Annotated in this window: 24 protein-coding genes; 10 read left to right on the forward strand and 14 right to left on the reverse strand. The window is 63.9% G+C overall.

Features of this window, described 5'->3' with window-relative positions:
- Positions 1-101 precede the first annotated feature (101 nt).
- On the reverse strand, positions 102-1,385 hold the full coding sequence (locus D1227_RS02160) for an RsmB/NOP family class I SAM-dependent RNA methyltransferase (RefSeq protein WP_119403614.1): 1,284 nt from the start codon (positions 1,383-1,385) through the stop codon (positions 102-104).
- Positions 1,382-2,290, reverse strand: a complete 909-nt coding sequence (gene htpX, locus D1227_RS02165; RefSeq protein ID WP_119403615.1) for a zinc metalloprotease HtpX — start codon at positions 2,288-2,290, stop codon at positions 1,382-1,384. The genes D1227_RS02160 and htpX overlap by 4 nt, the downstream gene beginning before the upstream one ends.
- A 111-nt stretch (positions 2,291-2,401) precedes the next feature.
- Between htpX and D1227_RS02170 the strand changes: the two genes are divergently transcribed.
- Positions 2,402-2,587: a DUF1674 domain-containing protein gene (locus D1227_RS02170; RefSeq protein WP_119375564.1), complete on the forward strand. Its 186-nt coding sequence runs from the start codon at positions 2,402-2,404 to the stop codon at positions 2,585-2,587.
- 174 nt (positions 2,588-2,761) lie between these two features.
- Entirely contained in the window at positions 2,762-3,301 is a 540-nt protein-coding gene (locus D1227_RS02175; RefSeq protein ID WP_119403616.1) for a hypothetical protein, read from the forward strand.
- Positions 3,302-3,304: 3 nt separating this feature from the next.
- Here the strand turns inward: D1227_RS02175 and D1227_RS02180 are convergent, their stop codons facing one another.
- From D1227_RS02180 to D1227_RS02190, 3 genes are all read right to left on the reverse strand, one after another.
- Positions 3,305-4,321: an SDR family oxidoreductase gene (locus D1227_RS02180; protein ID WP_119375566.1), complete on the reverse strand. Its 1,017-nt coding sequence runs from the start codon at positions 4,319-4,321 to the stop codon at positions 3,305-3,307.
- Positions 4,322-4,450: 129 nt separating this feature from the next.
- Complete coding sequence (locus D1227_RS02185) at positions 4,451-5,230, reverse strand: hypothetical protein (RefSeq protein WP_119403617.1); 780 nt, start codon at positions 5,228-5,230, stop codon at positions 4,451-4,453.
- 86 nt (positions 5,231-5,316) lie between these two features.
- On the reverse strand, positions 5,317-6,291 hold the full coding sequence (locus tag D1227_RS02190; RefSeq protein WP_119403618.1) for a DMT family transporter: 975 nt from the start codon (positions 6,289-6,291) through the stop codon (positions 5,317-5,319).
- Between D1227_RS02190 and D1227_RS02195 the strand changes: the two genes are divergently transcribed.
- Positions 6,290-6,586, forward strand: coding sequence for a hypothetical protein (locus D1227_RS02195; protein WP_119403619.1), 297 nt, complete (start codon positions 6,290-6,292; stop codon positions 6,584-6,586). The two genes, D1227_RS02190 and D1227_RS02195, sit on opposite strands and share 2 nt — an antisense overlap.
- On the opposite strand, the gene D1227_RS02200 is transcribed toward D1227_RS02195, so the two are convergent.
- Together D1227_RS02200 and D1227_RS02205 are read right to left on the reverse strand one after the other, a co-directional pair.
- Positions 6,583-7,467, reverse strand: a complete 885-nt coding sequence (locus D1227_RS02200; RefSeq protein WP_119375570.1) for an SDR family NAD(P)-dependent oxidoreductase — start codon at positions 7,465-7,467, stop codon at positions 6,583-6,585. The two genes, D1227_RS02195 and D1227_RS02200, sit on opposite strands and share 4 nt — an antisense overlap.
- Positions 7,468-7,876: 409 nt before the next feature.
- The gene (locus tag D1227_RS02205) at positions 7,877-10,093 is read right to left on the reverse strand and encodes a prolyl oligopeptidase family serine peptidase (protein WP_119403620.1); all 2,217 of its coding nucleotides are present in this window, start codon (positions 10,091-10,093) and stop codon (positions 7,877-7,879) included.
- A gap of 79 nt (positions 10,094-10,172) precedes the next feature.
- On the opposite strand from D1227_RS02205, the gene D1227_RS02210 reads away from it, so the two are divergent.
- Positions 10,173-11,894, forward strand: coding sequence for an amidase (locus D1227_RS02210; protein WP_119403621.1), 1,722 nt, complete (start codon positions 10,173-10,175; stop codon positions 11,892-11,894).
- Entirely contained in the window at positions 11,891-12,373 is a 483-nt protein-coding gene (locus tag D1227_RS02215) for an arsenate reductase ArsC (protein WP_119403622.1), read from the forward strand. Before D1227_RS02210 ends, D1227_RS02215 begins: the two co-directional genes overlap by 4 nt.
- Before the next feature lie 162 nt (positions 12,374-12,535).
- Here the strand turns inward: D1227_RS02215 and D1227_RS02220 are convergent, their stop codons facing one another.
- From D1227_RS02220 to D1227_RS02235, 4 genes are all read right to left on the reverse strand, one after another.
- Positions 12,536-13,042 carry a hypothetical protein gene (locus tag D1227_RS02220; RefSeq protein WP_119403623.1) on the reverse strand — a complete coding sequence of 169 codons (507 nt, stop codon included), beginning with the start codon at positions 13,040-13,042 and terminating at the stop codon, positions 12,536-12,538.
- A 69-nt stretch (positions 13,043-13,111) separates the two neighbouring features.
- Positions 13,112-13,702: a peroxiredoxin family protein gene (locus D1227_RS02225; RefSeq protein ID WP_119403624.1), complete on the reverse strand. Its 591-nt coding sequence runs from the start codon at positions 13,700-13,702 to the stop codon at positions 13,112-13,114.
- A 150-nt stretch (positions 13,703-13,852) separates the two neighbouring features.
- Positions 13,853-14,815 (reverse strand): malate dehydrogenase, encoded by a 963-nt coding sequence (gene mdh, locus D1227_RS02230; RefSeq protein ID WP_119403625.1) that lies wholly within the window; start codon positions 14,813-14,815, stop codon positions 13,853-13,855.
- Between the two features lie 97 nt (positions 14,816-14,912).
- Entirely contained in the window at positions 14,913-15,311 is a 399-nt protein-coding gene (locus D1227_RS02235) for a hypothetical protein (RefSeq protein WP_119403626.1), read from the reverse strand.
- A gap of 113 nt (positions 15,312-15,424) precedes the next feature.
- On the opposite strand from D1227_RS02235, the gene D1227_RS02240 reads away from it, so the two are divergent.
- Positions 15,425-15,883 (forward strand): winged helix-turn-helix transcriptional regulator, encoded by a 459-nt coding sequence (locus tag D1227_RS02240; protein ID WP_119375578.1) that lies wholly within the window; start codon positions 15,425-15,427, stop codon positions 15,881-15,883.
- 187 nt (positions 15,884-16,070) lie between these two features.
- Here the strand turns inward: D1227_RS02240 and D1227_RS02245 are convergent, their stop codons facing one another.
- The gene (locus D1227_RS02245; RefSeq protein ID WP_233349480.1) at positions 16,071-16,622 is read right to left on the reverse strand and encodes a DUF1465 family protein; all 552 of its coding nucleotides are present in this window, start codon (positions 16,620-16,622) and stop codon (positions 16,071-16,073) included.
- A 109-nt stretch (positions 16,623-16,731) separates the two neighbouring features.
- Positions 16,732-16,902, reverse strand: coding sequence for a DUF1192 domain-containing protein (locus D1227_RS02250; protein ID WP_119403627.1), 171 nt, complete (start codon positions 16,900-16,902; stop codon positions 16,732-16,734).
- 115 nt (positions 16,903-17,017) lie between these two features.
- On the opposite strand from D1227_RS02250, the gene D1227_RS02255 reads away from it, so the two are divergent.
- The 3 genes from D1227_RS02255 to D1227_RS02265 all read left to right on the forward strand — a co-directional run bounded on the left by D1227_RS02255 (position 17,018) and on the right by D1227_RS02265 (position 21,156).
- A complete protein-coding gene (locus D1227_RS02255) occupies positions 17,018-17,998 on the forward strand; it encodes an NAD(P)H-quinone oxidoreductase (RefSeq protein ID WP_119403628.1) in 981 nt (326 codons plus the stop codon).
- Positions 17,999-18,122: 124 nt separating this feature from the next.
- Positions 18,123-19,532 carry an HWE histidine kinase domain-containing protein gene (locus D1227_RS02260; protein ID WP_119403629.1) on the forward strand — a complete coding sequence of 470 codons (1,410 nt, stop codon included), beginning with the start codon at positions 18,123-18,125 and terminating at the stop codon, positions 19,530-19,532.
- Positions 19,533-19,611: 79 nt separating this feature from the next.
- A complete protein-coding gene (locus D1227_RS02265) occupies positions 19,612-21,156 on the forward strand; it encodes a DUF4332 domain-containing protein (RefSeq protein WP_119403630.1) in 1,545 nt (514 codons plus the stop codon).
- A gap of 4 nt (positions 21,157-21,160) precedes the next feature.
- Here D1227_RS02265 and D1227_RS02270 read toward each other — a convergent pair whose 3' ends face one another.
- Positions 21,161-22,597 carry a S41 family peptidase gene (locus D1227_RS02270; protein WP_119403631.1) on the reverse strand — a complete coding sequence of 479 codons (1,437 nt, stop codon included), beginning with the start codon at positions 22,595-22,597 and terminating at the stop codon, positions 21,161-21,163.
- Between the two features lie 327 nt (positions 22,598-22,924).
- On the opposite strand from D1227_RS02270, the gene D1227_RS02275 reads away from it, so the two are divergent.
- Positions 22,925-23,593 (forward strand): DUF1013 domain-containing protein, encoded by a 669-nt coding sequence (locus D1227_RS02275; protein WP_119403632.1) that lies wholly within the window; start codon positions 22,925-22,927, stop codon positions 23,591-23,593.
- The last annotated feature ends 24 nt before the right edge of the window (positions 23,594-23,617 follow it).

A 23,617-nucleotide genomic window follows, 5' to 3' on the forward strand; every position in this document is an offset into this window, starting at 1 on the left:
TTGCACTTAGAACCCGACGATTATCGGATCTGGCCGCTGAACGAGGTATGAACCCGCGGCGGCGAATTTAAGGCGATCACGCGAAGCTTTCATGATTTTAATCAAACAGCTCGCTCAAGACGCGAAATGTGGAAAACATCATGCCCGTACAATGCATTGGGCAGGGTGACGAGATCACCCTCAGGCGTCAGGCCGCCGGCAAAGTCGCCGGCCTCTTGCGGGCTGATCGGCACGCGCTTCAGCTGCCCGTCAGCGACCACCTCATTGACGACGTCACGGCCCTCGCGGCTGAGCGGCGTGCAGACGCAATAGACGAGCGTTCCGCCCGGACGCAGCATGCCGGCCGCCTTGCGCAGGAGCCGGGCCTGTACCTCGGGAAAGCGGGCAATATCGTCCGATGACTTGATCCAGGCCCCTTCGGGATGGCGCCGCAGGGTGCCGAGCGCCGAACAGGGCGCGTCCAGCAGGACCCTGTCGGCGGGCGCTGGCGGCGTCCAGTCTTCAAGCTTCGCGGCAACGATCTCGACATTTGCATCGAGCTTTGTGCGGGCAAGGTTCTCCTGCACGCGCTCCAGCCGCGTGGCCGAGCGGTCGAGCGCGGTGACCTGCGCCCCCGTTGCCGCCAGCTGCATTGTCTTGCCACCGGGCGCCGCGCAGAGATCGAGGACAGCCTCGCCCGGCCGCACGCCAAGCAGGTGCACAGGCAGGGCTGCGGCCACATCCTGGACCCACCATTCGCCAGACTCATAGCCATCGATGGCCGAAACGTCGCCTGCGGGCACACTTATGCTCATGCCGGACAGCACCTTCCCGCCGAGGCGCGCGGCGAGTGCTTCGATCTCATCGGGATCCTTTGGCGTGAGGTGAAGCTCCGGCTCAACCGATTGCGCCTCCGCCAGGGCGGTTGCGGCCTCGATACCGAGGCTGGTCATCATCTCGACCGTCAGCCAGTCCGGCCAGACGGCCGTGACGGGCGCCTTGTCGAAGTGGGAGCGGTCATTCACGGCCTTGCGCAGGACGGCGTTGAGAAAGCCCGATGCCGAGCGGGCCCGGGCCCATCCCTTGGCGGCGGCAACTGTCTCGCTGACCACGGCATGGGGCGGCGTGCCGAGCAGCCAGGCCTGCGCCGCACCGACCCTCAGCAGGGCCCGCGCGGGCGGTGTGGCCGTCTCGAGCGGGCGGCTGAGGAAAGGCGCGAGCCCCTTGTCGATCCGGCCCAGCTGGCGCAGGGCTGCGCTGGCCATGGCTCGCGCGAAGCCGCGATCAGCCCCCTGCATCCGGGAATAGGACTCTGAAACAGTCATCGCCTCATCGAGCGTCCGGCGATTGTCGAACGTCTCGATCAGGAGGTCTGCAGCAGCCTGTCTTGCCTTCGCCCCACTCATCCCCAGGGGCCGGCGGCGCGGGCCGGTTCCGGCTCGGCAAGCTTGCCCGAGGGAGCGATATTCATCTCGGCGGCGAGCTTGCGCAGCGCCTCGATACGGTTGGCGGTGGACGGGTGCGTCGAGAAGAGATTGTCGGCACCTTTGCCCGCCAGCGGGTTCATGATGTACATGTGCGCCATGGCCGGATTGGCTTCCGCACGCTGGTTCAGCGTCGAGCGGGCCCCGCGGTCGATCTTCTCCAGCGCCGAGGCCAGCCAGTGTGGATTGCCGCAGATTTCCGCGCCCAGCCGGTCCGCCTCATATTCGCGTGAGCGGCTGATGGCCATCTGGACCAGCGCGGCCGCCATGGGCGCGAAGATCATGATGGCGATGGATGTGATCAGGCCGCCGCGCTCACGATTGCCGAAGAAGAGCGCGAAATTGGCCAGCATACCGATGGCACCGGCAATGGTCGCGGTGACAGTCATCGTCAGCGTGTCGCGGTGCTGGACGTGGGCCAGCTCGTGCGCCATCACGCCGGCGACTTCCTCACGGGTGAGCGCGTTGAGCAGGCCGGTGGTCGCACAGACAGCGGCGTGCTTCGGGTCGCGGCCCGTGGCGAAGGCATTGGGTTGCGGGGTATCGATCACATAGACCTTGGGCTGCGGCATGCCGGCATGCTCTGCCAGCGCCCGCGTATCGTTCACGAAGGTGCGCAGGACCGGCGAGCGCTCATCATCGGTGACTTCCCGCGCGCCCTGCATGCGCAGCACGATCTTGTCGGCATTCCACCAGGAGAAGATGTTCATCACCAGCGCAACACCGAAGGCGATGGTCATACCTGTCACGCCGCCCACGAGGTATCCAACCGCCATAAACAGGGCGGTCATGACCGCCAGCAGCAGGAAGGTCTTCATTGTGCCCACGGGATCAGCTCCTTGATCGGTATCGGCTTCAGTTTAAGTGTCTGACAAGCGAGTATATGGAAAGTGTTAACGCATGTGGGAGTCCTCCTTCAGCGGAATTAAAGAAAAGTCATGAGCCGGAAACTGACCCCAGAAGCCGAACGTGCCCTCGCCGAAGCCCAGGCCCGCCGCGAGGAACAGGAAAAACTCGAAGCCGAGCTGGAAGCCCAGCGCCAGAAGGAAACCGGCGGTCCGAAGGCTGTCGAGCCAACCCGGTTCGGAGACTGGGAACGCAAAGGCATCGCCTACGATTTCTGACGCCCGGCGCTGCGTCGCGGCCACCACGCAAGCCGCGAACCCGATTCGCCTGCTGGGTTAACCTGTTTGCACCGGCCTGACCTGAAGCGTTTACTGAACGGAAGCCGGGACTGGCCCCGGCCTTGCTCGACCTGCGATGAGTTGATCGCAGATTTCGCTCAGGAGGCGAATCGCATGCCAAAATGCTACAGCCTTGCTGCGTGCGCCGCGGCGCTGGCCCTTTTTGCCGCGCCCGCCTTCGCGGACGGCTATCCCGGCCGGCCCGTGCAGAAGGGCCCCGCGCCGCTCAAGGCCCACACCACGACCCAACCGACGCCAGGCTGTGAACTGATCGGCGGCAGCGACTGGTATTGCCCGCCATCCGAGACGGTCACCCGGCGGTATGTCGACGAGTCGCAGACCCGCCAATACGTTCGCCGCTACACGACGGGTGGGGCGTGCTGCACGCCAGCAGCGCCGCCCAAGCAGGTTGTCTATCACATGCCGGTCGAGCGCGGCCTGTCGATCAATATTTCAGGCTTTGATGGCGGCGTCGGCGCAGGTGTCGATGGCGGTTATTATGGCGGTGGCGGCGGGTTTGCCTATGCCAGCGCCTCGGCATCCGCATCGGCCAGTGCCTCGGCCTCGGCAGCGTTCCGCTATTCCTTCCGCGGCGGCTTCAAGGGCAAGCGCGGCAAGCGAGGCGGTGGCGGCGGCCCCTGCGGCTGCCAGTAAGCCTCACACCGCGCCGAGCCGGATAAGACTGTCAGCGCTTGCCCGAATCGCATCCTCGGCTGGTATCGGCGTGATGCCCAGCACCTGCTTCAATCGGTCATTCGAAAAGTCCCGCTCCTGGCCAAGCTCCGGCAGGATCTGCTTCAGCGGCGGATTGGCGAATGACAAGAGCCGCACCAGCCAGTTGGGAAGAACCCCTTTCGGGATCTTTCGGTCGGGATAGGCCTCGCGAAGCACCGCACCGACCTCCTCCATCCACATCACCCTGTCGCCCACGATGAACCGCTTTCCGGCGGCCTCGGCTGACGTCATCGCCCGCAGATGGGCCTCGGCGACATCGCGAACGTCGACAATGCCGAAACTCAGTTTCGGATAGGCTGGCAACTTGCCCTCCAGCGGCTGACTGATCAGTTGCAGCGACGAGGAGACATCCTCGCTCATCGCCGGTCCAAGAACGGCGACCGGGTTGATGACGGCGAGCTCCAGCCCCTTGCCTTCTGCGTCGATATAGTCCCAGGCAGCCCGCTCCGCGATCGTCTTGGATCGCGTGTAGGCCGTGTTGTCGCTGATATTGTCGGCGTTCGACCAGTGGCTCTCATCGAATTTGGCTGGCCGTTGATCGCCCCAGCCGTAGCCTATAGCCGCCATCGAAGAGGTCATGACGACCCTTTCGACGCCGGCTGCCTTGGCCGCCTTCAGCACCCGAAGCGCACCATCGCGCGCGGGCCGGATAAGCTCATCATCGTTCTTGGGCTGAACTTCCGGAAACGGCGAGGCGACATGCTGGACATAGGCACACCCCTCGACCGCTTCGGCCCAGCCATCATCCTTGCTGAGATCGGCCGCAACGACCTGGATGTTTACAGGCTTGCCGGCATAGTTCGACAGCACCTCGTTCAGGCGCTCCGCCTTGCTTGCCGATCGCGCCGTTCCGCGAACCGCGTAACCTGCGTCCAGCAATTTCAATATGAGATGCGAGGCGATGAAACCGGTCGCACCGGTCACAAGAACTGTCTTCATGGGGAGCCTCCTGGGGCAAAACTCCCTTGAACAATAACAGACTTGTTCAGCGTTCGCTGAGCTTTTTTATCGCTCCCGAACGGTGAGGCCGCACCGGCCAGTGTGCGCGCCCAGTGACGCCCTCAATGCCTAGCGGAACACATCCCCGATCGATTCGAGCGACGTGCCCTCCTTTAGGTCGCGCAGGTGGACATACAGCACCGACACACCGACTGCGCCCACAACGCCGGCCGCCATGGCCAGGATGGCGTTGAGCAGCGCGCTCCAGAGGCTGAAGCTGGCAAAGCTCTCATAGGACTGGCTGCCCGCCATGGCGCCGAAGCTGAGCATGCCGATGATCAGCCCGGCAATCATCATGGCGATGAAGGCGAGCACCATCAGGGCGAAGATCCGCCAGCGCTGGCCCTCGGTCAGTTCGAAGCTGCGGCTGAGCGCGCCGATGATCCCGGTCCGCTCAGCGACAAAGGCCGGGACGGCAACCGCCCAGAGCGTCATCAGGATGAGGCCCGGCACGACCAGCAGCATCAGGCCGATGCCATAGGCAACGCTGAGGATGATCGAGAGCAGGATCAGCGGCAGGAACACGCCGAACGCGACGGACATGGAACTGGCCACGTCCGATGGCCGGTTGGACATGGTCTCGACCGTCGTATGAACCACCGCCGCCTGCAGCAGCAGTGGCAACAGGCCAACCAGGAAATTCATGATCAGGAAGCCGGGCGAGAAAGCGGCAAATGCACTGCCGGAGGAAACAGCCTGCTCGAGCCATTGTGCCGACAGCCAGGCCAATATGATGTTCGGGATACCGACAAAGATCAGCGACAAGAGCGCCAGTTCCGAGAACCGTTGCCCGATGATGCTGAACGTCTTCTCGAAGACATAACCGATATCAAGATTGCGATCCGCCATATAACCCTCCAGCCTTGGATTGAGGTCCAGACGACCACAGACGTGACATCTTCGCAATCAAAAATCCTGTCCGGAAATTCATGAAACTAGCGTTCTTTCAGGACCGTGACCGGCTGGGCCTGGCGCTTGCGCTCGCGGATCGTGATGTAGACAGCGGACACGATAATGATGCCCGCACCGATCCAGACATTGATGCCCGGCAACAGCCCGACAACGAGAAGATCCGCCACAGTCGCCATCGGCAGGCGCAGATAATCTAGCGGCGAAATGAAAGACGCATCGCCGACGCTGACGCCCGATATATAGCAGAATTGCGAAACGAAGCCGGTCATCGCCATGAAAAAGATCCAGCCCCAGGTCTCAAGGTCCGGCATGGACCAGAAGACGAAGACGAAGGGCAGCAGCAGCACGGTGGAGAGGATGTTGGCATAGGTCAGCAGCGCGACCGCCGACAGCTCGGCGCTGAGCGTCTTCACCAGCACGATCGCGAAAGCGAGGAAGAAGGCGCTGCCAATGGCGCTCAGCGTACCGCCATCGAGCTGGAAGCCGGACCCGGCCTCCGGGTTCCAGAACATGAACACGCCCGGCACCACCATGATCAGGACACCGACAAAACCGACCGCGACCGCGCCCCAGCGGTGCGGCCCGACCATTTCGCGCAGGATAATGGCGGCCAGCACCGTCACGAAGAGCGACCGCGAAAAGCTGATCGCGTTGAACTGGGACAGCGACAGGGTGAATAGGTCGGAGACCGCCACCATGGCCAGCGTGAAGCCCAGCGTGCCGAACAGGGACCGGGCGAACAGCAGGCCGGGCCGTTTCGTCTTCATCTGGTGCAGGCCGACCCGCAGGATGACGGGCACCGAGAAGATGAGCGCGAAGGCCGACCGCCAGAAGGCCAGGAAGACCGGATGGACGTCGACCGACAGCTGTTTGGCCAGAACGGTATAGATTGTGAATCCGATTCCCGAGAGGACCATGAACACCGCGCCCAGGGCATTGCCAGACAAGCGCGGGCGCTTAGGTTCTGAAGCAGGATCGGAAGGCGGACTGTCACTCATGAAACGGTTTTCCCAACAGGACCTCGACGAGATCGACCAGCTTTGGCGCAGTGTCCCGGCGGATCATGTCTGGACAGGATGGTCGGCGAGCGGTGCGGAGCCGGAAGAAATATGGCTGTACCGCACGCGTGCCCACTGGCGCAAATTCCCATTGCGCAAGACAGAGAATGGATTCGCCCTGTTCGACGAACGGGGACGGCCCGTTGCCGATGCCGAAACGCTCAACGACCTGTTGCGCGCGGTCGAGAGCATTCCGGGCCTGGCCGATTCGGCCGCGCAGGAGAACGGCGACTAACCGTCCTGGGCCTGCATCGCCAACTGCATCTGCTCGGCCTGTTCCGGCGTGATGCCGAGCGCGTCGAGCAGTGGACCGCCATCGGTCTCGTCCCAGCTATGGCGCGGGCCGACCGTCATGCCGCCATCGACGAGGAATTCGCCGCCGGTGATGAAACTCGCTTTCTCGCTCGCCAGGAAGGCGGCCATTTCCGCAATATCCTTGCCCGTTCCCGTGCGTCCGGCTGGCTGCATGCGCCCGCCCTGCTGTTCGACAAGGGCAGCCATCTGATCGGCCTGCTCGCGCGACAGGCCGAGCGACGCACCAAAAATCGAGGTCGCGATGAAGCCCGGCAGGATCGCATTGACGCGTATCTTGTGCTTCGACAGCTCGGCCGCGGCCAGCTTGGAAAAATGCGCGACGCCCTTCTTGCAGACCGAATAGGTGATCGGCGCATAGCCCGCGCAGACGGCCGAGATAGACGAGGTGTTGATCACAGACCCGCCGCCACGCTTCTTCATGTAGGGCACGGCGAGCTTGGTGCCGACAAAGACCGATTTCAGCAGCAGGGCCACGGTCTGGTCGAAGCCGTCCTCGTCAAGCTCCTCGACACCGGTCGGCGTGCCGCCATGGCCGGCATTGTTCCAGAGGATATCGACCCCGCCAAATGCGTCCTCGGCGGTCGCGAACAGCGTCTTGAGATCATCGGTCTTCGTGACGTCGCAATGGACATAGCGCACCCGGTCCGAGCCGAAGCGCGTCTCCAGCGCCTTGCCCTTTTCGTCCTGCAGGTCACCGGCGACAATGGTCGCGCCCGCCTGCATGAAGACCTCGACGCCGGCATAGCCAATGCCGCTCGCCGCGCCGGTGATGATCGCTGTTTTTCCCGATAGGTCGCCCATGTTTTCCTCCGCACTGTTTCTTGCGAAGGGGCGCCCGCCGGGCGGCTTAGTCAAGACTCGCGTTACGGAAAGGTGGAAGGTACCGGCTCCTGCCTCGTCAGGCAGGAGCCGGCTGGGGACGTTACCGACCGGCCTTTGGGGAAGAGCCGACGGTTCTTGTGTCTAAGCTTGAGGTAAAATCGCGCCCAATGCGGCTCATCGCCTTGAAGCGCAGCCCGACCCCCGTGAATATACGTATACGGCCTTTTTGCCAGTTCAGCAAGCCCCTTGTGCCGCCGAACCTGTTGAAAACACTACAGAAAACGCCTTTCAGGCGAACCGGCATTTTTCCGGCCAAACGGAATTCATCAGGCAGGCGAGTCCCGAAATGGGACAGGAAAGCCCGGCTCGGCGAGCCGGGCCCGCCTCATCAGTCCTGTGCGGAGCCTGTCACTGTTAGGCGGCGCTGGAGATAGACATATTCCAGGGCCGAGCGACGGGCCGTTTCCTTCTGGTTGGCGGCCGCCGAATGACCGCCATCGATATTCTCGTAATAGAAGAACGGTTTTTCCGTCACTTCGAACAGTTTTGCCATTTTCCGCGCATGACCGGGATGGACCCGGTCATCCTTGGTCGATGTCAGGAAGAACGGCGTCGGATAATCGGCGTCCGGATCGAAGTTCTGGTAGGGCGAGATCGTCTCCAGGAAGGCGCGCTCTTCCGGCACGTCCGGATCGCCATACTCATCGACCCAGGAGGCCCCGGCCAGCAGCTTGTGATAGCGCAGCATGTCGAGCAGCGGCACCTGGGTGACGACGGCGTCCCAGAGGTCCGGGCGCTGGACCAGCATCACGCCCGTCAGCAGGCCGCCATTCGAGCCGCCCATGATGCCGAGATGGTCGCTGGAGGTTATGCCGCGCGCGATCAGGTCCTCGCCGACAGCGATGAAGTCGTCATAGATGATCTGGCGCTTCTGCTTCAGGCCGGCCTGGTGCCATGCCGGGCCGAATTCGCCGCCGCCGCGGATATTGGCGAGGACATAGGCCCCGCCCTGCTCCAGCCAGAGACGCCCGCGCACCGCCGAATAGGACGGGTTCATCGAGACCTGGAAGCCGCCATAGCCATAGAGCAGCGTCGGCGTCGTGCCGTCGAGCGGCATGTCCTCGCGGTGGATGATGAAGTACGGGATCTTCGTGCCGTCGGTCGAGGTCGCAAAGAACTGCTCGACCGCGAGGCCGTCTGTGTCGAACTTGGCCGGAAGGCTTTTCAGCGGTGAGGCCTCGCCGGTCTTCACATCGTAGCGCAGAAGCGAATCCGGCGTCAGGAAGCCCTCATAATTGAGGAAGACCGTGTCGACATCCTTGTCCGCGAAGGCGATGCCAGCCTGGCCCTTGCCGGGCAGCTCGATCTCGCTGGTGGTCCAGCCGCCTAGCCCCTGGCCAAGCTTCAGCACCTTGCCGACGACATTCTCGTCGATCGACAGGAGCGCGGCGCCATCGGCGATAGCCACGCCGTTCACCGCCTGGCTTTCATTCGGGCTGAAGATCAGCTCGACGGCCGGAAGCGCACGGGTTTCGAGGAAAAGCTCAAGATCGAAGGCGACGAGATCGCCGGACTTGAAGGCCACCGGCTGGCCTTCAGGTGCCCAGTCCTGCTGCAGGGTCAGCAGGAATTGTCCCTGATAGATGCCCTGTGGCGAGGATTTCGGCGGGATCGGCCATTGCACCGGCTCACGCTCGCCGTCCGGCAGCCACCAATAGGTCGAGGTGAAGAAGGTATCGGCCTCGGCGGCGCCCTGCAGGCGTGTCCCATCTTCCTTCTCGAAGACGACCGGCCAGACGCCGACATCGTTCTCCGTGCCGCGCAGGACTTCCTCGGCCTCGGCGAGCGGCGTGCCGCGTGTCCAGCGCTTGACGATGAAGGGGTAGCCGGACTGGGTGGTCGTGCCTTCGCCCCAGTCGGTCGCGATCAACAGCGTGTCGGCATCGGCCCAGGCCACGCCCTGCTTGGCCTCCGGGGTGATGAAGCCATCTTCCACAAACGTCTTGGTTGACAGGTCAAACTCTCGCTGGATCACGGCATCCTTGCCGCCATCGGACAGGGAGACCATGCAAAGCCACTTGCCGCCCTCTTCCGGCTGGAAGCAATTGGCGCCCTTGTAGACCCAGTTCTTCCCCTCTTCTTCGGCGAGCTTGTCGAAATCGACGATGGTTTCCCAGTCCGGGCTGTCGCTTGCATAGCTTTCCAGCGGCGTGCGGCGCCAAAGACCGCGGACATTCGTCTCGTCCTGCCAGAAATTGTAGACCATGCCGTCACGGATCGTGCCGTAGGGAATGCGCTCGTCGGAGGTCAGCACATCGAGCGCGTCCTGGTAGTAGCCCTCATAGAGCGGGTCGGCCTGCAGCTCACCAAGCGTGCGTTCATTCTGCGCACGCACCCAGGCGAGCGCATCCTCGCCTTCCACCTCCTCAAGCCAGAGGTAGGGGTCTTGCTCGCCGTTCGGCAGCAAGGGGGCCGTATCGGTCGCGGTGGCGTTGTCTGCAGTGGTCACGGTGGTCGCAGCATCCTCGGTGTCTGGTGTTTCATAGGCGGTCTGACAACCGGCGGCGGCCAACAGGGCAGCGCCAGCAAGCAGGAACAGTCTCATCAAACGGGTCTCCGGTATCGTCTGGTATTTCCTGGAAATGGTTCTAGTCTCCTCGCGGGCTACGAAAACAGGGAATGTCATGAAAAAGAACACGCGACGGGACCTGCTGAAGATTGGCGCAGCCGGACTGACCGGGCTGGCCGCTGCAGGACGGGCAAGCGCCCAGGAAGAGGGAGCCGGCACGATGACACCGGCAAGGATCGCGGAAGCCGAAAAGCTCGCGGGGGTCGCCTACACTGAGGCCGAGCGCGAGCAGATGATCCCGACCATCGAGGACCAGCTGACCGCAATCCAGCAGCTGCGCGCCTTCGAGAAGCCCAACAGCCTCGCTCCGGCGCAGACCTTCGATCCGCGCCTGCCGGGCAAGACCTATCCGACCGGAACAGAGAGCACGCTGCGCACCGCGGACCTGCCGCAACGCCCGGTCCCGGCCGACGAAGCCGACATCGCCTTCGCGCCCGTCGCCCAGCAGGCGGCCTGGATCAAGGCGGGCCTGCTGAGATCGCGCCAGCTGACCGACATCTATCTTGCCCGCATCGAGCGGCTGGACCCGACGCTTCACGCCTGGATCACCGTAATGCCGGACCGCGCCCGCGCCGAAGCGGACGCCGCCGATGCCGAGATCGCGTCCGGTTTTTATCGCGGCCCCCTGCACGGCATTCCCTACGGCCTGAAGGATCTGTTCGACGCGAAAGGCGCGGCGACGACCTGGGGCGCGGCGCCCTACAAGAATACACCGGTCAAGGATGAAGACTGCACGATCGTCCAGAAGCTCGCCGGGGCCGGCGCCGTCCTGCTCGGCAAGACAACCTGCGGGGCGCTCGCCTATGGCGACATCTGGTTCGGCGAGGTAACGCGCAATCCGTTTGATCCGCGCGAAGGCTCGTCCGGCTCCAGCGCCGGGTCTGCCAGCTCGGTCGCAGGCGGCCTCTGCGCCTTTGCGATCGGCACAGAGACGCTCGGCTCGCTGGTCTCGCCCTCGCACCGCTGCGGTGGCTCGGCCCTGCGTCCAACATTTGGACGTGTATCGCGCGCCGGCGGCATGGCGCTTTGCTGGTCGCTCGACAAGGTCGGCCCCATGGCCCGCAGCGTCGAGGATCTCGCCATGGTCATGTGGGCCCTGAACGGACACGATTCGGCCGATGCCAGCTCGCTTGCCACCAGCTTCTCCTATGCGCCGATGAGCGATTTCTCCGGCTTGAAGCTCGGCTTCAACGAGGCCTGGCGCGAGAACGCGACCGAAGCGGAGCTCACCGCCTTCGACCGGGCCCTGGCACTCGGTGCCGAGGTGGTGGAGTTCAGGCTGCCGGAACTGCCGTCTGCCCCGCTGGTCCAGCAGCTGCTCGCCGAAGCCGCCGCCGCCTTCGAGGAGCTGACCCTGTCCGGCCAGGACGACCTGATGGTCTGGCAGGAAGAAGCCGCCTGGCCGAACAGTTTCCGCGCCATCCGCTTCCTGACCGGTGTCGACCTCATCCAGATCGACCGGCTGCGGCGGCGCTGGATGCAGGACATGGAGGCAGCTTTTGAGGGGGTCGATCTCGTCATCGGGCCGAATTTTGCCTCCGGCATGCTCACCCCGACAAATTTCACCGGCCATCCCTGCCTGGTGATGCGGGCAGGCTTCCAGGAGACCAGGCCGCGGACCATTTTCGGCGCCGAACAGGCCCCCGATGCCGCCCCGGCACAGACGCCGGTCGCCGTGTCGCTCTGGGCCCCGCTTTTCGAGGAAGCAAAGTTGCTTGCATTTGGCGCCGCATTGGAACAGGAACTGGGCGTGGCAGATACACGGCCGGTGCTTTGACGACACGCAACATCCTGATCCTTTGTACAGGCAATTCCGCCCGCTCCATCGTCGGGGAAGTGGTGGCCAATTCGATACCGGGGCTGAAAGCCTATAGCGCAGGCTCGCGGCCGCGCGGCGAAGTCCACCCCATGGCCCTCAGCGTGCTGTCAGCCAAGGGGCATGACGTGTCCGGGCTGGAGTCGAAAAGCTGGGATGTCTTTGCCGGGCCGGATGCGCCAAAAATGGATGTCATCATCACGGTCTGCGACAGTGCGGCCGGCGAATCCTGCCCATACTGGCCCGGACATCCGGTCCAGGTGCACTGGGGCATGCCAGACCCCGCCTATATCGAATCGACCATGCGCCAGCGCCTCGCTTTCGAGGACGTGTATTCGGACCTCAAAAAACGCCTGCAGAAACTCGCCGCGCTCGATTTCGACGGGCTGTCGGACACCGAGCTGAAAGCGGCCGCGCAGGCGATCCACACGACGCGCTAGCAACCCCACCCCGACCCTCCCCAGAGGGGAGGGAGCGACAGTCTCCCATGTTCCAAAGCCCGCATGGTGAGCGAAGTCGAACCACGGGCGTGCGCGCTGACGTCAAACCAGATTGCAACATCATCCCCCTCCCCATAGGGGAGGGTCGGGGCGGGGCCGGGGTCAGGCCAGGACCGTCCGCCAGAAATCCAGTGACATGTCGATGAGATCCAGCGAATGCCGGATCGAGGCGGCTTCGGCCTCGCTTACCATGGATGGGCGCACAGGCTGGGTCAGCAGCAAGTGACGCACCAGCCCGGTCGCGACCTCAAGGCCATCCGGCAGGGCGCGCGCATCGATCGCGAGGCCATCGGGCCTTGGATGCATGAAGCTGTTGCGCGCGGCAATGACGGCGTCCAGCGCGCGGTGATGGGCCGGCTTGAGCGGCGCCGTATAGGGCTGGGCCAGGTGCTCGGCATCAGCCACGCGCGCGACCAGTTCCGCCGGGCCGGGCATGGCCGGCAGCTCGGCGCCCGCCTCGCTCAGCGCCCGCGTGCAGGCCTGCTGGACCATCAAGACCGCACCCGTCAGCAGCCAGGGCACCGATGCGGTGTCTTCCGGCGCAGAGGCTGCGTGAACGGCCGTAAACCGCGCGGCTTCCTCTATCTGTTGAATCAGCGTCGTCGCCATGCCAGCGAGCCTTACGCACACCGGCATGGCTTGGCCAGTCATTCCGGGAACCGGCTGGCGAAGTGCCGGTCAGCTGCCCGCTGCCTCGTTGAGCAACAATGCTGTCTCGGTGATTGCCTCGACTTCCGGCCGCTTTTCGTAGCCTTCTTCGCGCAGCACGGCCCCGACCGTGCCATCGGTGCGGACAAAGACGACGGCCGGATGCGGAATGCCCCAGTATTTCGAGCCTTCGCGCATTTCTTCATTGAGAAGGCCATAGGCGCGGATCACCTCTGAGTCCGCATCTGAGACCATGGTGTAGGTGAGCCCATTCTTCCCGGCGAACCCTGCCAGCGTCTCGGGGCTGTCATAGGACACCAGGACGAGCGACCAGCCCGCTTCTTCCAGCGGGGCCCGGGCCGCTTCGAGGCCTTTTGCCTGCGCTTTGCAATAGGGGCACCAGTCGAGCGAGCGGACAAAGGCGATGGCGGTGCCGTTCTCGCCAGCGAGGGCGGCAAGGCCCGTCTCGTCGCCAGCGGCCGTGACCACCGTGCCGGCGGGCGCCTGCGCCCCGACCATCGGGCCGATCATCTCATCTGCCGTAACGGCGCTTTGCTGCGCAGCCCCCGGCAGGGCGAGCGCGGCGGCAAAGACGAGGGCGGCGAGGGGTTTACGGAACATGTCAGGGTCTCCTTCAATCCATGCCCGCAGGCTAGTACAGCCCCGCCCGGCGCGCACATGACAAAGCCGTGCGCTCACACGGTCGTGAAGACAGCAAAAAAGGCCGGACCTTTCGGCCCGGCCTTCGAGTTCAGAGCGCTGGGTCCGCGCTTATTTCAGCGAGCCGTCAATGCCCTTGCAGGCGTCAATCAGGCCGTTCACGGCGTCGACCGAATTCTGGAACATGCCCTTTTCGTCGTCATTGAGATCGAACTCGACGATCTTCTCGACGCCGTCTGCGCCGATCAGGGCCGGCACGCCGACATAGATGCCATCGACACCGAACTGGCCCTTGCAGTAAGCGGCCGCCGGAACGACGCGCTTCTGGTCCTTGAGGTAGGACTTGGCCATGGAAATCGCCGATTCGGCCGGGGCGTAGTAGGCCGAGCCGGTTTTCAGCAGCGCAACGATCTCGCCGCCGCCCTTGCGCGTGCGGTCGACGATGCCGTCGAGCTCTTCCTGGGTCATCCAGCCCTGCGCGACCAGCTGCGGCAGCGGCAGGCCGCCAACCGTGGAGTGGCGCACCATCGGGACCATCGTGTCGCCGTGGCCGCCGAGCGTCCAGGCGTGGATGTCGGCCACAGAAACGCCGGTCTTCTCCGACAGGAAGTAGGCGAACCGGCTGGAATCCAGCACGCCTGCCATGCCGACCACCATGTTGTGCGGCAGGCCGGAGAATTGCTGCAGCGCCCAGACCATGGCGTCGAGCGGGTTGGTGATACAGATGACGAAGGCGTTCGGCGCATGGGCCTTGATGCCCTCGCCAACGGCCTTCATGACCTTGAGATTGATGCCGAGCAGGTCATCGCGGCTCATGCCCGGCTTGCGCGGCACGCCTGCGGTGACGATGCAGACGTCGGCACCTGCGATGCCTTCATAGTCATTGGCGCCCTTCAGGTCGACGGACGAATTGTAGACCGGCGTCGACTCGGCAATATCGAGGCCCTTGCCCTGCGGCAGGCCCTCGGCGATGTCGAACAGGACCACGTCACCGAGCTCCTCGCGCGCCGCGATGTGGGCGAGCGTGCCGCCGATCATGCCTGAACCGATAAGTGCAATTTTCTTGCGAGCCATCAAAGGCCTCCTTCCTGCAGTGTCTGTATCCAGAGTTGCCGTCCACCTAGATCAGATTTTCGATGAAGGAAACTGCGACCATCGCCGCAAGGCGCCTTCAGGCGCCGATTGACGCGTTTTTTGCGGCCGAAACAGCGTCCTCAATGGCCCGGGCGAAGGTTTTCGACTTGTAGCAGCGCAGCGTCAGCCGCTCGTCTTCGGTTTCGATGTCGATGATGCTGGTGAACAGCCCCTTGCGCCAGTTCACCGCCGTTACCTCGGACAGGCTGACCGAGGCTGACAGCTCGTCCGGATTGAGATGGAAGCGGCGGTTCAGGCCATTCGGCTCGAAGCTGATCTCTTTCGCCGTCAGCCAGGCATTCCCGCCAACCCAGAGCCCGCCCATTGTCTGCTTGGCAACCGCGCCGGTCAGCCCGCCCATCAGCCCCTTGGCCTGAGCTTTCGGGATCAGGGCGTTCGCGATGCGTTTGTCGATGTATTTCTTGGGCGCGGGCATGACAGGCGCTCTCTTGCTGGACGGCGTCAATCTAGCGGATCGCCGGCCGGGTGTCTCGACGGAATCCGAATTTGAAGCTGGATTTGGATGACGAACCCATGCAAGACTGCGGTATGGTTCCGCTATCACGCAAATCGCCCGTCCCGCCCGACCGCTGCAACCTGGCGCGCGCCGTCGACCAGATCGGCGACCGCTGGACGCTGCTCATCCTGCGCTCGGCCCTGTATGGCGTGCGCCGGTTCGACGATTTCCAGACCGAGCTCGGCACACCGCGCACCATCCTGTCAGGGCGCCTGAAAAGCCTGGTGGACAGCGGCCTGCTCGCCAAGCGCACCTACAAGGTCGAAGGCCGCCGGGCACGTCCGGAATATGTACTCACCACCAAGGGTGAAGCGCTGCGCCCCGTGCTGATCGCGCTCAACCAGTGGGGCGACCAATGGCTCGAAAGCGAGGGCCAGCCGCCCATCAGCTTCACCGACAGCCAGAGCCGCCAGGCCGTTCGCATCGCCTTCGTCACCGAAGACGGACGCGAAGTCTCGGTCGAGAACATGCGGATCGTGCTGCGGCGCTAGGCCAGGCACCAGTGCCCCACCCCGACCCTCCCCAGTGGGGAGGGGGCGAAAATCTCTCATATTCCAAAGCCCGCATGGTGAGCGAAGTCGAACCACGGGCGTGCGCACTAACGTCAAACCAGCGTGCAGCATCATCCCCCTCCCCACTGGGGAGGGTCGGGGTGGGGCGCTCAGGACGAAAGTGCGTCTACCGTGCGCGGCCCCAGATGCGAAGCGGGTCGAACGCCCCGTCTTCGGCGGCCGCTTTCAGCTCCTCGATCTGGCGCTTCACAGGGCTCGCTTCGCCCGAATGGCCATCGACATAGATGGCAGCGTCCAGACGACAGATCCGGCCGAACAGGTTCTCGGCATTCTCGACCAGGTTCAGGAATGTATCGGGCAGGCCCTGGCCGCGCTGATCGGCAACATTGAGCGGCGGGCCGTCGCGGCTGATCCGGTATTTGTGCGCCAGCGCGTCCTCGCGCGGCATGTCACCGTCGCGCACAGCCTTCTGCATCACCAGCCAGCTCGCCGCCTGCATGAGCTTGGAGGTCAGCTCCATGCTCCAGGCCGCATAGGTCAGCCCCGCCTCGCGCGGCAGTGTCCTGGCCATGTCACGGCCCGGCCCGTCCAGATAGGCAGCGGTTTCCTCAACCAGCGCCATGCCGTCGACAAAGACACGTTCGAAAACGCGGCTCGCGGCAAATTCCGGCATGGTCCAGTCAGTATCGTCCAGTCTGTGGTCGGGTGTGATTGCCATGAAGTCTTCCGGGTCTTTGCCTGTGATCTGCAGCGCATGCTGGGGTGGACGCGAGTCCACCCAACAATCTAACGCGCGCGAGGTTTAAGGGGTCTTAAAGATTGCACGCTCATCGCTTGAAGAAATCGTCGGCGGCCGATTTGTGCGCCTGTTTTTTCCTGATTTCCGCTTCGCAGGCGGCGATCTCCGCCTTCAGCGTTTCGATCCGCGCCTCCAGCTCGTCGACCGACATTTTCTCCAGGTCGAGCTTGGCGGGTTTCGGGAGTTCGTCCTCGAACATTGATTGCGCGCCTCCATCCCTATAGGCCTTCTGCCCTCAGGCAAGGACAGGCGCGCGGCGAAATCAAGCCTTGAACTCGGATGTCAGGCTTAACCGCGCCCCAGGAGGACAGGACATGAGCGAGACAATGAAGGCGATTGTGGTGAAGGATGACGAGCCGCTGCAGCTGGCAGACGTCCCCCGCCCGGAGATCGGGCCGCACGAGGTGCTTGTGAAGGTTGCCGCTGCCGGCCTCAACCGTGCCGACCTCGTCCAGCGGGCTGGCCATTATCCCCCGCCACCTGGCGCCTCCGAGATCATGGGGCTGGAATGTTCGGGCACCGTCGCAGCCATCGGTGAAAAGGTGACGCGCTGGAGCGAAGGCGACCGCGTCTGCGCGCTGCTGGCTGGGGGCGGCTATGCGCAGTTCTGCGCCGTCGATGAAGGTTTGCTCCTGCCGGTGCCGGAAAACCTGACCCTGCTGCAGGCCGCTGCCCTGCCTGAGGCGATGATGACGGTCTATGCCAACATCTTCATGCGCTGCGCCTTCAAGAAGGGCGAAACCGTGCTCATCCATGGCGGCACGTCGGGCATCGGCTCGATGGCGATCCAGATGGTCAAGCAGGCCGGCGCCAGCGAAATCTGGACGACGGCTGGCTCGGCGGACAAGTGCAAGGCCGCCGAGACGCTCGGGGCGACCCGCGCCATCAACTACAAGGAAGAGGACTTCGAAGAGGTGGTCAAATCCGGCGGCGGCGCCGATGTCATCCTCGACATGGTGGGCGGCGACTATGTCCAGAAGAACATCTCCGCCGCCCGCGTGAACGGCCGGATCTGCAACATCGCCTACCTTAACGGCTCGAAGGTCGAGGTGAACCTGATCTACCTGATGATGAAGCGGCTGATCCTGACCGGCACGACGCTGCGCGCGCGTCCCGTTGAGGAAAAAGCGGAAATCCGGGCGGCCATCGAGGAACAGTTCTGGCCGCTCGTGGCCTCTGGCGACATCCGCCCCGTCATCGACCAGACATATCCGCTCGACGAGGCTGAGGCTGCGCAGGCGCGAATGGCCATGGGCGGACATATCGGCAAGATTCTGCTCAACGTCGCGGGCTGATTTCCCCCGGCACCGCCGGTCACCCGCAGCGAACCTCATGAATCGACTGGTTCACACGCTATGAGTGTGTAAAAGTATCCCTGCGCAGGGATATGCCTGCTGTTACCGCGACCGCAGGAAGGCGATGCCCGAACGCTACAAGGCCCTTCAGCACAGCTATGAACAGCTGGAAGCCGACTTCCACATGCTGGCCAATTCAATCCCGCAACTGGCGTGGATGACCCGGCCGGATGGCTGGATCTTCTGGTACAATCAGCGGTGGTTCGACTACACTGGAACCACGCTGGAGGAGATGCAGGGCTGGGGCTGGCGGCAGGTCCATCATCCCGACCATGTCGACCGTGTCATCGAACGGATCAGCCAGGCCTTCGAGACAGGCGAGCCGTGGGAAGACACCTTCCCGCTGAAAAGCAAGGACGGGGAGTATCGCTGGTTCCTGTCACGCGCCGTTCCGATCCGCGACAGCGACGGCAATATCATCCGCTGGTTTGGCACGAATACGGACGTCACCGAACAGAAGCGCCTGGAGGAACGCCAGGCCCTGCTGATGCGGGAGATCGACCACCGAGCGAAGAATGTGCTCGCTGTCGCGCAATCGGTCGTCAGCCTGACGCGTGCTGAAACAGTTGAAGGCTACAAGGAAGCCGTTGAGGGCCGCATCGGCTCGCTCACCCGCGCCCATAGTCTCCTGGCCGCGTCCCGCTGGGACGGCGCAAACCTGCACGCGCTGCTGCAGGAGGAGACCGAACCCTTCAATTCTGGTGACGAATGCCGGGTCACGCTCAAGGGTGACAGTGTGCTGCTGGCCCCTGACGCAGCCCAGTCGCTGGCGCTGATCTTCCACGAGCTGGCCACCAATGCCGCAAAGTATGGCGCCCTGTCGCATCAGAGCGGCCACCTTGACGTGACATGGACCAGCGAGCGCGATGCGGTGCATATCTGCTGGCGGGAATCGGGCGGACAGGCGGTGGCCGCACCCGAGCAGACTGGCTTCGGCACACGGTTGCTGGAACGGATTATTGCCGGCGCGCCGGGCGGCACGCTCAAGCGGACCTGGCATGAGACCGGGCTGCAGGTCGATATCGAGATCGCCGCAAGCGATGCCCAGCCTGACGAAATGGCGCGGCAAGCCGAATCCAAAAAACAAACCCAGCCTCGCAAGGCGCAGCCTCTGATACTGGTCGTCGAGGATGAGCCGCTGACCGCCATGGACCTTGAGGTCCGCCTTCAGGACGCTGGATTCGAAGTGATCGGCCCGGTCGACTCCGTCGCCAGCGCGCGGGAGATGATCGGCGACCTGAAACTCGACATCGCGCTGCTCGACAGCAATCTTTCGGGCGAGCGGTCCTACGGCCTGGCCGAGGACCTGGTGTCCTCCGGTATCCCGGTTGTCTTCTGCACCGGATATGAGGAACTGGACGAGCTGCCCGACATCCTTCGCGAATGCGCGATCGTGCCGAAACCCTTCCGCAACGATACGCTTTTCGGCACGATCTCGGCGGCCATGAAGCCGCCCGGCCGCCCGCAGGGCTGAGCCCCAAAGGTTAACCAGGGTTAAGCGCACATTAACCAGAATACTGGCGTTATCAACGGGTTAATCCGGGGAACGCGCCATGGCCAATCTGCTGCGAAACGTCATCACCGCCCATCACTGCCGCTCGACCCACCACTTCATCGTGATGGATGCGCTCGGCCTGCTGGACGCCAAGGACGCAGACGGCTGGCATGACCTGATGCTGAGCGAGCATGCCTCGCTGCTGGCGGGCGCCAAGGCTCCCGATACCGAATTCAAGGATTTCCGGAATCACGTCCTGCACGTCTCCGAAGGCGAATGGGGCGGGGCTCGCGACGCGGCGGCTGAATGGTATGGCAAGGCCGTCGGCGCCCTGCGCGAGAAGAAGTGGAGCCATGCCGCCTATGCGCTCGGCGTGCTCAGCCACTATTACGCCGACCCGATCCAGCCCTTCCATACCGGCCAGAGCGAGGAAGAAGGGGCCATTCACCGCGCCCTGGAATGGTCGATCGCAAAGTCCCGGGCGGAGATCGTCCGCCGGATCGAGCTGAAGGGCTATCCCGACATTGAGGCTGGCATGGGGTCCGGCTTTGTCTCCGACATGGTGCTCGCCGGCGCGCAGCGCTCGCATCCGCACTATCAGGACTTCATCGACCATTACGACATCCATGCCGGGGCGAAGAACCCGCCAGCCGGCCTCGACGAGACACTGCTCGAGATCATTTCCGACCTCGTTGCCTATGCGACCAAGGGGATGAGCGTCCTGTTCTCACGCGCCTTCGCCGAGGCCGCCGTGACGCCGAAAAAGGTCAACATCACCGTGCGCGGCTATCTCGCTACGCTCGATATCCCGGTCCAGTGGGTCACGAAGAAGATGGAGAACGCGGCCGACCGCAAGACGGTGGCGGCGATGTACAAGGAGCTGACCGAGACCGGCAAGGTGGTCAAAACCCTGCCCGATGACGACAAGGCCATCCGCGCAATGCACGCCAAAACCGTGCTGCGCGTGCCCTTGAAAGAGCTCGATGCGAAGCCGCTCGCCCCGCTCGGCTCGAAACATGTGCCCCGGGCCGCCATGCCCGAGACTGCTACAGGATCGCAAGATGCGACTCGCGCTTCAGCGCCGCCGAAATCCTCTGCCGCGGTTGAAAAAGCCGTCACCGAAACGCCCGAAGCCGCACCTGCGCCCAAAGCCCCCGCGCGCGCAGAGCCGGACGTGGCCGAGGACTCCCGCCTGACGCTCGACAGCGATGTCGTGGACGCGCCGTCCATCGGGAAGAAGACGGCCGCCCGGCTCAACGCCATCGGGATCGAGACCATCCGGGACCTGATGGGGATCGATCCGGTGACCACCGCCGAAGCCCTTGATGTTGGCCACATCACCGCCGAAACCGTTCTCGACTGGCAGGACCAGACCGCGCTGAAAATGGCGCTGCCGAGCCTTCGGGTTCACGATGTCCAGCTTCTGGTCGGCGCCGGCTTCCGCTCGATCGACGATGTCGCAGAGGCCCGGGCCGGCGAGCTCTTCGCCGCCGCCAAGGCGCACTTCGAAAAGCCGGAGACGCGCCGCATCATCAATGACAACAACGCGCCCGACCCGGAAGAAGTCCTGCACTGGATCGAACTTGCGAAAGAGGCCGTCTAGCGGCTCACTCCGCCGGTTCGCCCGACGCGAGCAGCGCCTCGACCGCGCGCCGGTGTCCACCAATCGGGTCATCGAGGGGGAAAACCTCCAGCGCCACGTCCGGCGTGATGCCGGTTTCCTCGTACAGCACGCCATCGGGCGACAGGAAGCGCTCGTTCGACAGCTCGGCCACCCAGCCATTCGGCACGGGTTTTGACAGCACCGTGGAAAAGCTGCCGCGCGTTGTGGCGCCGTAATGCGTCACATTCGGCAGCTGGCGCAGGGCAACCGTGGCAATCTCGCCGCCGCTTACCGTGACATCGCTGGTCAGCAGCTTGACCGGACCTGTGTAGCGAATGTGGCCGGCGGGCGCGATGACCCGCTCACGCGCAGGCACGCCCGTTCCCGGAACCTCGGTCGCATAGGCTTCGAAGGCCTGGTCAGCGAAACGGCTGGCGAGGCGGCGGGAAATGGCGTCATAGCCGCCGCGATTATTGGAGAGGTCGAGGATGACGAACTCGCTTTCGGCCATGGCCGTCAGCGCCGCGTCCATCACCTCGTCGAAGACTGAAAACTCGGCCTCGCGAAAGGTGGGATCGCCAATGTCCACACCGCTGAACCCGCCCATCTGGAGGATCTGGATGTAACCGACCCGGCCATCGCCGATCGTGCCCCAGAGGATGCGGTCATTGCCGACATGCTGGCTGCCGGCGTCCAGGATCTCCTCTTGCAGCGCCGTGAAGATGCCGATCAGCCATTCGGTCTCGCGGCCCTCACCCCGGATGAAGGAGAGCGTTTCGCCAAGCCCGTCCTGCTGGCGGCGAAGCCCCTCTCCCATTGGCGCAATCAGCTTGGTGTGGGAGTCGCTGAACCCGTCGATCATGCCGGCGAGGACATCGAACAGCGCCGCGTCGGCCATATCGTCCGACACGTCGCCGCGCGCAGCCGCGACACGGGCCTGCCAGTCAATATCGCGCACCTCGAAGAAGGCATAATTCTCCGCCACCAGCTCGGCGAAATAGTCGAAGACGGCGCTCGGCGTTGCGCGTTCAGGCGAAACGTCCGTGCAGGCGCCGGGCAGCGCATCGATCCGCGTGTTGAAGATTTCGGTGTCATCGGGCAGCAGCTGCAGGATCAGCGCATCGCCGCCCGGCCCGGCGCGGTAATAACGGTAGTCCAGCGCCAGCGTATCGGTTAGACCCCGGGCGGCTTCAGGCGTCTCGAAGCAGAAGGACTGCGTGACCTGGTACTGGGTCATGCCGTCCGGCGTGATGTCGAAAATCCAGCCATAGCCCTCAGACCGCCAGAGGCCGAGCACATCTTCCGGCAAGGCTGCGAAGCCGGTGATCTCCTGCGTGTCGCCGAATGCGGCGCGGTCGAAGGCGGGCGCCTTCTCTTCGCTTGCGCAGGCCGCGGCCAGGCAAGCCGTCACCGCCACGATCAGAGCTCTCACCATCGTCATCGCTTCCTCTCCAGGACGTGACTGGCTATGCGCCGCTTACTGCTTCGTCAATTGCGTATGGCGGCTCGTCATTTGGCGTAATGCAGGCAACCGTCATCATCGGCTTCCGCCATCCCTGCGCCATCCGTCGACCGGACGTCTCCTGCACGTCACCGCCGGGCAATTAAATTCCGTGGAGCCGGCCTCACTACAAACCCTGACTTCCCAATCCGACCCCGAACCATTATACTACGCGTCGTTAGGACACTATTCCGTCCCGGAACCCTGACCGCCCGGCCCGCAAGGCCGGGCGGCTGCGTTTCAGGGACCAAGCAAACGGAGCCCAAAATGGCCGATATTCTGATGCCGAAGGCGACGGCCGTCTGGCTGATCGACAACACGACGCTGACCTTCAAGCAGGTCGCCGACTTCTGTGGCCTGCATACGCTCGAGGTGAAGGGCATCGCCGATGGCGACGTCGCCGAGAACATGCGCGGCGTCGATCCGATCTCCGGCGGCGAGCTGACGCGCGAGGAAATCCGCAAGGGCGAGGCAGACCCCGACTATGTGCTGAAAAAGGCCGAGTCGAAGATCGCCCACATCCCGCAGCCCAAGCGCAAGGGCGCCCGTTACACCCCGGTGGCGCGCCGCCAGGACAAGCCCGATGCGATCGCCTGGTTCATCCGCAACCACCCGGAAGTGACCGATGCGCAGATCTCCAAGCTGATCGGCACGACCAAGGCGACGATCACCAATGTGCGCGACAAGACGCACTGGAACTCGCAGAACATCAAACCGGTCGACCCGGTGACGCTGGGCCTGTGCTCGCAGATCGAACTCGACGAAGTGATCGCCAAGGCCGCCGACAAGCGCCGCAAGATGGACGCTCAGAAGCAGTCGGAAGTTTCAGGCCCGGGCCTCGCGCCCGCCGAGGATACCGACGCGCAGGCGGCCTCAGACGACCGGAACAAGGAAGAGCCGAACGCCGACGATATCTTCTCGGCCTTCAAGAACTAGCCGCGTTCCGCATCCGGACGTTAA

The sequence above is a fragment of the Henriciella mobilis genome (assembly GCF_003576315.1).
GTDB lineage: Bacteria > Pseudomonadota > Alphaproteobacteria > Caulobacterales > Hyphomonadaceae > Henriciella > Henriciella mobilis.

Excerpts from the sequence above, each read along its gene's own strand:
- D1227_RS02190 (WP_119403618.1), bottom strand. The coding sequence starts at position 6,291 with ATGAGTGACAGTCCGCCTTCCGATCCTGCTTCAGAACCTAAGCGCCCG.
- D1227_RS02180 (WP_119375566.1), bottom strand. The coding sequence starts at position 4,321 with ATGAAGACAGTTCTTGTGACCGGTGCGACCGGTTTCATCGCCTCGCAT.
- D1227_RS02160 (WP_119403614.1), bottom strand. The coding sequence starts at position 1,385 with ATGAGTGGGGCGAAGGCAAGACAGGCTGCTGCAGACCTCCTGATCGAG.
- D1227_RS02245 (WP_233349480.1), bottom strand. The coding sequence starts at position 16,622 with ATGGCAATCACACCCGACCACAGACTGGACGATACTGACTGGACCATG.
- D1227_RS02240 (WP_119375578.1), top strand. The coding sequence starts at position 15,425 with ATGGTTCCGCTATCACGCAAATCGCCCGTCCCGCCCGACCGCTGCAAC.
- D1227_RS02250 (WP_119403627.1), bottom strand. The coding sequence starts at position 16,902 with ATGTTCGAGGACGAACTCCCGAAACCCGCCAAGCTCGACCTGGAGAAA.
- D1227_RS02265 (WP_119403630.1), top strand. The coding sequence starts at position 19,612 with ATGGCCAATCTGCTGCGAAACGTCATCACCGCCCATCACTGCCGCTCG.
- D1227_RS02225 (WP_119403624.1), bottom strand. The coding sequence starts at position 13,702 with ATGTTCCGTAAACCCCTCGCCGCCCTCGTCTTTGCCGCCGCGCTCGCC.
- D1227_RS02210 (WP_119403621.1), top strand. The coding sequence starts at position 10,173 with ATGAAAAAGAACACGCGACGGGACCTGCTGAAGATTGGCGCAGCCGGA.
- D1227_RS02220 (WP_119403623.1), bottom strand. The coding sequence starts at position 13,042 with ATGGCGACGACGCTGATTCAACAGATAGAGGAAGCCGCGCGGTTTACG.
- D1227_RS02255 (WP_119403628.1), top strand. The coding sequence starts at position 17,018 with ATGAGCGAGACAATGAAGGCGATTGTGGTGAAGGATGACGAGCCGCTG.
- D1227_RS02275 (WP_119403632.1), top strand. The coding sequence starts at position 22,925 with ATGGCCGATATTCTGATGCCGAAGGCGACGGCCGTCTGGCTGATCGAC.
- D1227_RS02195 (WP_119403619.1), top strand. The coding sequence starts at position 6,290 with ATGAAACGGTTTTCCCAACAGGACCTCGACGAGATCGACCAGCTTTGG.
- D1227_RS02175 (WP_119403616.1), top strand. The coding sequence starts at position 2,762 with ATGCCAAAATGCTACAGCCTTGCTGCGTGCGCCGCGGCGCTGGCCCTT.
- D1227_RS02260 (WP_119403629.1), top strand. The coding sequence starts at position 18,123 with ATGCCCGAACGCTACAAGGCCCTTCAGCACAGCTATGAACAGCTGGAA.
- D1227_RS02270 (WP_119403631.1), bottom strand. The coding sequence starts at position 22,597 with ATGACGATGGTGAGAGCTCTGATCGTGGCGGTGACGGCTTGCCTGGCC.
- D1227_RS02185 (WP_119403617.1), bottom strand. The coding sequence starts at position 5,230 with ATGGCGGATCGCAATCTTGATATCGGTTATGTCTTCGAGAAGACGTTC.
- mdh (WP_119403625.1), bottom strand. The coding sequence starts at position 14,815 with ATGGCTCGCAAGAAAATTGCACTTATCGGTTCAGGCATGATCGGCGGC.
- D1227_RS02170 (WP_119375564.1), top strand. The coding sequence starts at position 2,402 with ATGAGCCGGAAACTGACCCCAGAAGCCGAACGTGCCCTCGCCGAAGCC.
- D1227_RS02200 (WP_119375570.1), bottom strand. The coding sequence starts at position 7,467 with ATGGGCGACCTATCGGGAAAAACAGCGATCATCACCGGCGCGGCGAGC.
- D1227_RS02235 (WP_119403626.1), bottom strand. The coding sequence starts at position 15,311 with ATGCCCGCGCCCAAGAAATACATCGACAAACGCATCGCGAACGCCCTG.
- D1227_RS02205 (WP_119403620.1), bottom strand. The coding sequence starts at position 10,093 with ATGAGACTGTTCCTGCTTGCTGGCGCTGCCCTGTTGGCCGCCGCCGGT.